Below are 9,518 nucleotides of genomic sequence, written 5' to 3'. Positions count from 1 at the left end.
CCAAACCTACTAAAATTCCTGCAATCAAAACCCCTCGATCCAAGGGAATTCTGGAGGAGTTGGGCAAGCTGGAATCAAAGATGGTAATACCACCAACCAAAAATATGATTGAAGAGCTTGACCAGTTGGCACGTTTGGAAAAACCAAAAAAAAAGCGTGTGGTCACCAAACCTGTTAAGTCTGTTTCAGAGGAGACTTTTCGTGAACTGGAGTCTTTAAAAAATAAAAAGGTTGATGAGGTGAAAGCTGTTGCTCCTGTGCCCCTGCAAGAAGATATATTGAAAAACTTTGATGAACTTAAGATGGAAGAAAGTCTGGTAGAAACCTCTTCAAAAGAAGTTCTAAAAGAGACCCCATCAAAACCGGCTCCCGAAAAAGAGAAGCTTAAGAAAACCATTGCTCCAGAAAATGATTTACTGAAGGAATTACAGCAACTGGCCATGCTGGATTCAAGCCCTGCTTCTGAAGTGAAATCCAGCGTGCAGGAACCCAGGATAAGCACTCAAAAAGGTAGTGAATCGTTTAATTCTATAGCAGAGAAATTAAGTTCTTTATCCATTGAGTCTGATCCTGTTAGAGTGGAAGTATCCAGCGCAAGGCTGGACTCTTCCAGTTTTAAAAGTAAACTTCGTACCTTGCCTAAGCCCTCAAGAACTGTGACGGAATCAGTGGAAGAAGATTCGTTTGTGTTGGCGAAAAAAGATGGTCTGCCGGGCGCTGATGTGCAAACGTTGTATGTAGGTATGATCAAGGAGAAAGTTTATAAAAACTGGAGAGAACCTTTAGCACAAGAACACAACCAGGAAACTGTGGTTTCATTTTATATTTTCCCAAAGGGAAATGCTGATAAACCCGTTATCAAGAAAAGCTCCGGAGTGGAGGCCCTGGACACCCTTGCTGTCAAGGCGATTCTGGACTCCGTGCCTTTCCCTGAGTTTCCAAAGGGATTAAAGGCATCAAACCTTCATCTAGAAATGTACTTCAAATATGTTCCCAAAGACGATTAGATCCTGTTTCAGTTTCATTCTTGTATTAATTTCGTTGGTGTTGGTGCCGATGCATAATGGGTTTACGGCACCAAGAGCCCGTATTGATCTTGAGCTTGAGACCCGGAAAAAAGTTGATCTGGCGATTGCGGACTTCGTGGTGAAAGGTGCGGATGTCATGGGAATTGCCAAAGAGGCGAAACTGATTTTGAAAAGGGATTTGCAGCTTTCCGAATGGTTTTCTCCCTTGCAGGAGGCAGTGTTTGAGGAATTGGAAAAAATGGAGCGTTCAACTTCTAAAGTGGACTATAGAAGCTGGCGGCAGGTAGGAGCCCAATGGCTTATCAAAACTGAATTTAGCGATGTGGCGAACGGCAAGGGACAGGTTCTTACTTTTAGACTTTATGATGCGGTGAACAAAAGGTTTCTACTTGGCAAACGTTATAAGTCTTCGCGAGACTTGTTAAGAAAAACCGTTCATCGTTTTGCGGATGAAGTGGTTCTGCAGTTAACGGGGAAACGCGGTGTTGCCCAAACTCAGATTGCTTTTCTGAATCAGGAAAATTCAGGTAAGGAAATCTATCTAATAGACTTTGATGGGCATAACCTCAGGCGGATAACCAATGACCATACTGTAAATTTGAGTCCGGCATGGTCTCCAGATGCGAACTGGATTCTTTATACATCGTATGCGGCACGTAACCCAGATTTGATAATGATCGATTCTTCCGGGAAGCAAAGGCAGACTCTCCACCGCCTTCCGGGGCTGAATGCCGCACCGGCATGGTCTCCTGACATGCAGAGTATTGCATTGGTGTTAAGCCGGGATCAAAATTCTGAAGTTTATATCTTAAACAAAGATCGTAAACTGAAACGTTTAACACGCCATTTCAATATTGATACATCGCCTGCATGGTCTCCTGATGGAAAAAAAATTGTTTTCACCTCCGACCGGTCAGGAACCGGTGCTCCTCAAATTTATATAATGGACTCCGCAAAGGGTGACCAGGCGAAGGTCACTCGCATTTCTTTCGGGTCATCTTATAACGATAACCCTGCGTGGTCTCCCAATGGTGACCAGATTGCCTACACTTCAAGGGTGGGGAGAAAATTTCAAATAAAAATATATGACCTAAATACAAATAGAGGCTCAATCTTGACTTCAGGGGCAGGAAGCTTTGAGCAACCGAGTTGGTCTCCTGATGGCAGGTTTATAATCTATCGTAAGAGAGAAAATAATAGATATAACCTGTTTATCCAGAAAGTTGGGAGTGACGAAGCCAGACAATTGACTTTCTCAGGCAATGGGCATAGCCCTTCGTGGTCTCCTTATTTGAAAAATTAATTTACATTTGGGGTATAAAATTTAAGGTTGTCTCCCGAAATGGGTTTGCTTTACTGTTTTAAATGTACAACTTATTGTTTTATATATTTAAAATCATTAGTTTGGTTTATCAGTTACTGCGAAAAAATTACATGAATCCATATAATTTTTGTTGTAATTTTAATATAATTATAGGATTATATTAGCACACAATAATAATTTAAGTGCAATAGATTCTGAAACTTAGTTCCACTATGTTTCCAGGTAAAGCTATTTTGGTATAATAAATTTTGATTGATTAATATTATCGGGGAAAAATTTTAGGCGAGGACTACATATGAAAACTATGAGTTGGAAGGCGGGCATCACTTCATTATTCTGTATTTTTTTAACGACGGCATGTTCGAAGCAACTTATGCCTCCGGAGATTGAAAATTCTGCAAATGCAATTGAAGGTACTGACTTTACAGCTTCTGGATCAACAGAAGAAAATAATAGCAGAACTGACGGTTCCGCAGATGCAGGTTTTTTCAGTGAGGAGCCAATTCTGGAAAAAGGTTCTACGGGGTCTTCGTTTGGAAGCTCTAGTAGTTCTGCCGGGTCAGATAACTTAGCAAGTATCGGATCTGAATCAGGCTCATTGGGTGGTTCTGGTAACGAAAACTTTGGATCCTCTGGTCAGGCAAATATTGGTAATGGTTCTGCCGGTTCTTTCAGTGCTAATCCTTTTTCAGGTGGCTCTGGTGGCTCTGGTGGTACAGCTGGTTTGGGCGATAATGGTGGGTCTACGGATTCAAGTTCAACAGGGTCTATGGACTCAGGTATTCAAGAGTCTAGATTGCAGTCTTTCCAGACGACAGATGACTTGAAAGATATTCATTTCAAATTTGACAAATATGACTTGGATGCTGAAGCCAAAGATACCCTAAAAAAGAATGCTACTTTTCTAAAAAACAATCCGAACCTGCATGTAGAAGTTCAAGGGCATTGTGACGAGAGAGGGACAAATAACTATAATATTGCTCTGGGAGAGCGTCGGGCCCATTCTACCAAGCAATATTTAGTGTCTCAGGGTGTGGATTCCGGTAAGGTTCATGTCATAAGTTACGGTGAAGAGAAGCCTTTCTGCCTTACTAGCGGTGAAAGTTGCTGGTACCAGAATCGCCGGGCACATTTTATGGTTTCAAAATAATTTTTCTCTTTTTAACGGTTCTCGATAGAATCGTATATAATATGGCCGCTTTGGGGATTCATCCCTGACGCGGCCTATTTTTTTGGTAGAAATAAATTGGAAACCAACAAACTTTGGTTATTTAAGAAAGAGCATAATTCATGATGATAAAGAAGGTCTTCAAAATTTCTTTCTTTTTACTGTTTATAATTTTTTCTCCGATGAATTCTTTTGCCCAGCTTTTTGGTGCCGATGATGAAGATTTGCGAAAAATAGAGCATGAATTAAAAAAGCTGAACTTTCACTTGGAAAATTTAAAGAATACAGATGCCAGCTTGCAAGGGCAGCAAGAAAACCTTTTACTACAGATTGAGGAGATTAAACAAATTCTGCCTCAATTACAGGGAGCCGTAGAGCTCAACAAGTCACAAACTATTTCCAGTCTAAATAAAACAAATACCAAACTGGATGATTTGCAAGCAGAAGTTAAAAATCAGGTTTTGAATAAAATCCACCAGCAAAATAAGATTCTCGAACAATTTCGGATGGAGCAGGAAAACCTGAAAGAAGCTCTGGCGCAAGATATGGAAAAATTTGAACAGGGCAGCAAAACAAACTTTAAAGAATTTTCAACGGCCAATGAGCAGACTTTGAGACAAGTTGTCCAACAACTTGAATTACAGAGCGCTACAAATAAAAAAGGATTTGATGATACGATTGCACTATTTCGAACGGAAGTCATCCCTGCTATGGCTGAAGAAAATGAAAAAATCCGTCAGTTGATGATAAAACAATTGACTCAGGCTAGTATGGAAACCCAGAAGAACCTCGAGGCCTTCTCCACAAAAAATCAGCAGTTGAACCAGGGGTTGATTGGAGTCCTTGAGAAAAGCCTGAAGCAAGGTCAGGATGCAAAAGCTTTGCTGGATACGATAAGCGAAGATATGGGGACAATTAAAGAGAGTCTCGTGGGGACCAATCAAAACCTAGCTGATAGCCATTCTGCGATTGCAGAACTTAAAACTGCAATTAACGTCACGAACAAAAACTTGACCGTTGCTGATGAAAAAATGAACAAGCTGGCGGTAAGCCTGAAAGCATTGAAAGCTCAAAACTCAACAACAGACGAAGTCCTTGCTTCCCTCAAAGCTGAATTGGAACAGGCCGGTAAGTTTAATAACTTAGCAGATGAAAAGTTCAACAAACTTATAGATCTTTCATCAAAACTTGCAACGAACTCAAAAGAACTTGAAAGCTCGGTTTTAGATCGGTTAAAGGATTCTGCGAAAAATGAAGATGTACGTGCTACCAAGGTCGATCTTGCTAATGAGAAACTTTCCCGTCTTATTGAAATACTGAAAACGATTGTTAAGGAGCAGACAAAGCTGGATTTGGTTGCTACTACTTTAAGAGATATCCAAAAAGAGCAGAAAGTCCTGAAATTGGATTCGGTTGCTACTACTTTAAGCGATATCCAAAAAGAGCAGAAAGTTTTACAAAAAGTTCAATCTGATTTTGTGAAAAAACAAAAAGCTATCAAAGATGCACTTGCCGATTTGCGTCGAAAAGCGAATGTCAATATCTCACGTAACGAAGATATTAAAAAAGCTATCGGTCAATTAAGTCCCGCCAAAAAATAGCACAGTCAGCCAACTGTGCGGCCGGGCAAAAAAACAGAAATGACCGATCGATGACTTTTATTGCTCTGCCTCAATATGGCTAAAACTACTACTATTTTTATTTGCCAGGAGTGTGGGCACCAGGTACCGAAGTGGATGGGGAAGTGCCCGGAATGTATGGCCTGGAGCAGTTTTGTCGAAGAAGTATCACGACAGACATCATCTTCTCGGAATTCCAAACGAACCTCAGAGCCCTCAGCATTAATCCCAATCACTGAAGTACAGTCTGTTGTTGAAAATCGTTTGACCACCGGTATTGGAGAATTCGACAGAGTTCTTGGTGGAGGCATGGTTGAAGGATCACTGATCCTGATTGGCGGGGAGCCTGGTATAGGAAAATCTACTCTTACTTTACAAAGTATGGGGCATTTGGCTCGGGTTGGGAAAAAAGTTCTATATGTTTCAGGTGAAGAGTCGGGCTCGCAGATTAAGCTCCGCGCTGATCGGCTGGATGCTTTGTCAGACAATCTTCTGGTTTGTTCAGAGATCTGTGTTGAAGATATTATCCAATGGATAGAGAACGTTAAGCCAGATGTGCTGGTGTTGGATTCTGTACAAACTTTTTTTACTTCAGAATTGCAATCCGCACCGGGAAGCATTGGCCAGGTGCGCGAAGTTGCTTTTAAAATTTTTCAGATTATCAAGCAACGTAACCTTCCTACACTTTTAATTGGCCACATCAATAAAGACGGAGCAATAGCCGGCCCTAAATCTTTGGAACATATTGTGGATACCGTGGTGTATTTTGAGGGAGAGCGTGGCCATTCATACAGAGCTCTAAGAGCGACTAAAAACCGGTTTGGTCCTACTCCTGAAATAGGCGTGTTCCAAATGGCGCCAGAAGGTTTGGTGGCGGTGGAAAACCCTTCTGAATGGTTCTTGTCAGAGCGTCCGGAAAACTCATCAGGCTCTGCAATAGCGGCTACACTGGAAGGCAGCCGTACATTGCTGGTTGAGGTGCAGGCGTTGGTCAGCACATCCTCGTCCATAGGCATGCCGAGAAGAATGGCTACTGGATTTGATCAAAACCGTATGTCATTGTTAATCGCTATTATTGAAAAACGAATGGGGCTTCAGTTACAGGGGGAAGATATCTTTGTGAATCTGGCGGGAGGCATAAAAATTACTGAACCTGCTCTTGACCTTGCGGTAGTGGCGTCCATTGCGGGCAGTTTTCGGGACAGGGTTATAGACCCCGAAACTGTTCTGATAGGGGAAGTGGGTTTGACAGGGGAGGTTCGCTCGGTCATGCAATTAGACGCCCGAATTTTGGAAGCTGTAAGATTGGGGTTTAAACGCTGCATCATACCGTATAGCGCAAAAAAAATTAAAAACCTTTCGGGAAAAGATATTGAGTTAATATTTGTGAAAAACCTTACTGAACTTTTTGAACACCTGTTTGAATAACAAGATATGAATGTATGCGCGATAATTCCCGCAGGGGGTCAGGGAACCCGAATGGGAGGAACAGTCCCTAAACAGTTTCAGGCTTTGAGGGGAAAGCCTGTCCTGCATTACACCTTAAAAACGTTTCAAGAGTCTGGACTTATAGATTCTCTGGTGCTGGTGGTACCAGAGAAAGAACTGGCAAATGCCCGGACCGACTGGCTGGGCTCTCCCCCATTAGTGAAACAAGTTGTAATGGGAGGGGAAAAAAGGCAGGACTCTGTTTTTAACGGATATAAGGCTCTTCCGAAGGATACGGATATCGTTCTGGTTCATGATGGCGTGCGTCCTTTTTTATCGAAGAAAATGATTCAGGAAACGATTGATGCTGCTGAAAAATTTGGCGCGTCGATCACTGCCATTCCTGTGAATGACACCATCAAACAGGTAGATGAATCAGGTAAGGTTCAGCGTACTGTTGAACGTGAGGGTTTGTGGCGTGTTCAAACTCCACAGGCTTTCCGTTATGATTTGCTCGGTCAGGCGTTTCAAAATGCCCAAAAAGATTCCTTTTATGGCACTGATGAAGGAGCTTTGATTGAATATATGGGGCAACCGGTAAGGGTCGTAGATGGATCTGAGTGGAATCTCAAAATTACCCGTCCTGAAGACCTGGTTTTGGGCGAAAGCATTGTTACGAAACTTTTCCCTGATATTTAAAGATATATCCCATAGCAGCCTAAAAAGTCTGCTTCCAGATACCTTTCTTGTCATCTAATAAACGTTAAAAAATATCAATCAACCTTACTCAGGGAGGATAAACAATGTTGCAACCCGGAACCGATGCGCCTGACTTTTCAGTGAACGATCATAATGGTAATACAATCAATCTTAAGGATTACAGGGGTAAAAAAGTAATACTTTGGTTTTACCCCAAGGCCGATACCCCTGGATGCACTATGGAGGGCCAGGGATTTCGTGATGACTTTAAAAATTTCGAAGAGAAAAATGTCCAGATTTTTGGGGTCAGTCTCGATAATGAAGCGGATAATAAAGCTTTTGCAGAGAAATTTTCTTTCCCCTATCCCCTTCTTTGCGATGTTAACCGGGAAGTTGCCTTAAGCTATCATGCTGTAAAAAATGTTGAAGACCAGTATGCGGCTCGTATCAGTTATGTAATCGGAGAAGATGGCAAGGTTCTCGAAAGTATTGAAAGTGTTGATACCAATACCCATTCAAAGGATTTATGTTCCCGCCTTTGATCTTTTAGCGATGAGAATTAGAAGCTCATAAAGCTCCGAGTTTCCTTTGGTCAGTCGGTTAGTCCCACGCTGTGTGGGTTGACGGGGTGCAGTTTGGGGGGTATGATTCTTTCTTAAATTTTCTGCATGGAGCGAAGCATGGGGTACAAAGAATCTTATATGCCCGAACCCTTGGATGAGGGACAAAAGAAGACTAAAAAAGAAATATTGAACACCAGGATTTCTCCAGTCGACTTTGAGACCATTAATGATGTGGGGGACTTGGTAGAGTCGTTTCAATCGGCGTCTATACAGGCGAGAAATCTCGGGCAATGCGCTAAAATTTTCGGCAAAATGCTTCAGGATGAGGAAAAGCCTACTATTTTCCTTGGTCTCGCGGGTCCGCTTATAGCGGCGGGTCTCAGAAAAGTCATCCGTGACATGGTCCATTATAATATGGTGGATGTTATTGTTTCCACCGGTGCGATTTTATACCAGGACTATTACAACGCTCTGGGAGGCGGCCATTATTATGGCAGTCCAAATGCTGACGACACGAAATTGAGGGAACTTTTCATCAACCGTATTTATGACACATACGTTGATGATGAGTTATTTGTTGATGACGATACCCTGGTCGGCAGGTTTGCTGATACTTTGGAACCTGGAAACTACTCCAGCAGAGACTTTATCTACAGGCTTTCAGAAACGATTGATGATGATGAATCCATCCTTGTTACTGCCAGAAAACATGATATTCCGATTTTTTGTCCTGCTCTCAATGACTCCAGCCTGGGAATAGGGTTGACGGAGCATTACTACTCGGCCCGCAAAGAAGGCCGCAAACCCATTACAATTGATTCTATTCGTGATAATTACGAACTGACTCAGGTTGTAGTGAACTCTAGGCGTACCGCGGCTTTTTATGTCGCGGGAGGAGTGCCCAAAAACTACGTCAATGACTCTGTGGTCATGTCCTATATATTTGGTAAGGATACAGGTGGGCATAAATATGCCCTGCAAGTGACTACGGATTCTCCCCACTGGGGTGGGCTGAGTGGAAGCACGCTTGCTGAGGCGCAGTCGTGGGGGAAAGTCAATAAGGAAGCAACACACTGTATGGCGTTTGTTGAACCCAGCGTTTCTCTTCCATTAATTTATGGGCATGCGTTTCAAAAAGGTCTTTATAAGGGGCGGCCTCGAATGGAGTTTGAATGGGAAGACGACACCCTGAAAAAACTTTCCCGCCACTGAACAACGCCCGGTAATAAATAGCAGTAAATCATCAGTTATTGCTCGTTGGCCCCACGCCTAGTGGTTGAGGTCGAGAAATACCCGCGCCTGATCTATATGTGAAGAGGATTCAAGTTTGGACTTGATGTTTGCCGCCAAAGTCCGAGAGCCTTCCATGCTTTGGTCTGGTTCAACTTTAATAAAGACATCCAGAATATTTTTTCCTTTAATATGGTGCACCCGGAATTCGGACGGCACAATATTTTCCTCCAGTTCTGAAATCAATGGCTGGGCAATATCTATCAGCTCATTTCTGGTAATAGGATAGATGGTTTCGAATTCTTTGTCGGGTTCGCCATCTACATGAACGAGTACATCCTGAATATTATCGAAAGCATTAGTAAGATTGCGTCGTACAGTTTCAGCGACCCGATGACCCTCGGTTACAGTCATTTCGGAGGCAACCAGAATATGAACATCTATGAGAACTTCTCCGCC

At 42.5% G+C, this 9,518-nt stretch carries 8 protein-coding genes and 1 pseudogene (1 of these 9 running past the window's edge); 8 read left to right on the top strand and 1 reads right to left on the bottom strand.

The features are described from left to right. Positions 1-80: 80 nt before the first annotated feature. From F3741_06875 to F3741_06840, 8 genes are all read left to right on the top strand, one after another. Positions 81-1,007: a hypothetical protein gene (locus F3741_06875; GenBank protein MZG30518.1), complete on the top strand. Its 927-nt coding sequence runs from the start codon at positions 81-83 to the stop codon at positions 1,005-1,007. Next, entirely contained in the window at positions 988-2,331 is a 1,344-nt protein-coding gene (gene tolB / locus F3741_06870) for a Tol-Pal system beta propeller repeat protein TolB (GenBank protein ID MZG30517.1), read from the top strand. Before F3741_06875 ends, tolB begins: the two co-directional genes overlap by 20 nt. A 316-nt stretch (positions 2,332-2,647) precedes the next feature. Next, entirely contained in the window at positions 2,648-3,502 is an 855-nt protein-coding gene (gene pal, locus F3741_06865) for a peptidoglycan-associated lipoprotein Pal (GenBank protein MZG30516.1), read from the top strand. Between the two features lie 140 nt (positions 3,503-3,642). Further along, positions 3,643-5,121, top strand: a complete 1,479-nt coding sequence (locus F3741_06860; GenBank protein ID MZG30515.1) for a hypothetical protein — start codon at positions 3,643-3,645, stop codon at positions 5,119-5,121. Positions 5,122-5,196: 75 nt separating this feature from the next. Then, the gene (gene radA, locus F3741_06855; protein MZG30514.1) at positions 5,197-6,567 is read left to right on the top strand and encodes a DNA repair protein RadA; all 1,371 of its coding nucleotides are present in this window, start codon (positions 5,197-5,199) and stop codon (positions 6,565-6,567) included. A 6-nt stretch (positions 6,568-6,573) separates the two neighbouring features. Then, positions 6,574-7,266: a 2-C-methyl-D-erythritol 4-phosphate cytidylyltransferase gene (ispD, locus tag F3741_06850; protein ID MZG30513.1), complete on the top strand. Its 693-nt coding sequence runs from the start codon at positions 6,574-6,576 to the stop codon at positions 7,264-7,266. A gap of 104 nt (positions 7,267-7,370) precedes the next feature. Beyond that, positions 7,371-7,808, top strand: a complete 438-nt coding sequence (locus F3741_06845) for a peroxiredoxin (GenBank protein ID MZG30512.1) — start codon at positions 7,371-7,373, stop codon at positions 7,806-7,808. A 126-nt stretch (positions 7,809-7,934) separates the two neighbouring features. Beyond that, entirely contained in the window at positions 7,935-9,041 is a 1,107-nt protein-coding gene (locus tag F3741_06840; protein ID MZG30511.1) for a deoxyhypusine synthase, read from the top strand. 57 nt (positions 9,042-9,098) lie between these two features. Here the strand turns inward: F3741_06840 and F3741_06835 are convergent. Then, positions 9,099-9,518 (bottom strand): annotated as a pseudogene (locus F3741_06835) (cation transporter); it runs 789 nt beyond the window's last position.

Source organism: Nitrospinota bacterium (assembly GCA_009873635.1).
In the GTDB taxonomy this organism is placed as follows: domain Bacteria; phylum Nitrospinota; class Nitrospinia; order Nitrospinales; family VA-1; genus LS-NOB.
The sequence above is the reverse complement of the archived record's forward strand: the minus strand, read 5'-3'. Positions and strand labels throughout refer to the sequence as shown.

Bases quoted from the DNA above. Each gene is read 5' to 3' on its own strand.
- pal (MZG30516.1), top strand. From the start codon at position 2,648: ATGAAAACTATGAGTTGGAAGGCGGGCATCACTTCATTATTCTGTATT.
- F3741_06845 (MZG30512.1), top strand. From the start codon at position 7,371: ATGTTGCAACCCGGAACCGATGCGCCTGACTTTTCAGTGAACGATCAT.
- F3741_06860 (MZG30515.1), top strand. From the start codon at position 3,643: ATGATGATAAAGAAGGTCTTCAAAATTTCTTTCTTTTTACTGTTTATA.
- F3741_06875 (MZG30518.1), top strand. From the start codon at position 81: ATGGTAATACCACCAACCAAAAATATGATTGAAGAGCTTGACCAGTTG.
- tolB (MZG30517.1), top strand. From the start codon at position 988: ATGTTCCCAAAGACGATTAGATCCTGTTTCAGTTTCATTCTTGTATTA.
- F3741_06840 (MZG30511.1), top strand. From the start codon at position 7,935: ATGGAGCGAAGCATGGGGTACAAAGAATCTTATATGCCCGAACCCTTG.
- radA (MZG30514.1), top strand. From the start codon at position 5,197: ATGGCTAAAACTACTACTATTTTTATTTGCCAGGAGTGTGGGCACCAG.
- ispD (MZG30513.1), top strand. From the start codon at position 6,574: ATGAATGTATGCGCGATAATTCCCGCAGGGGGTCAGGGAACCCGAATG.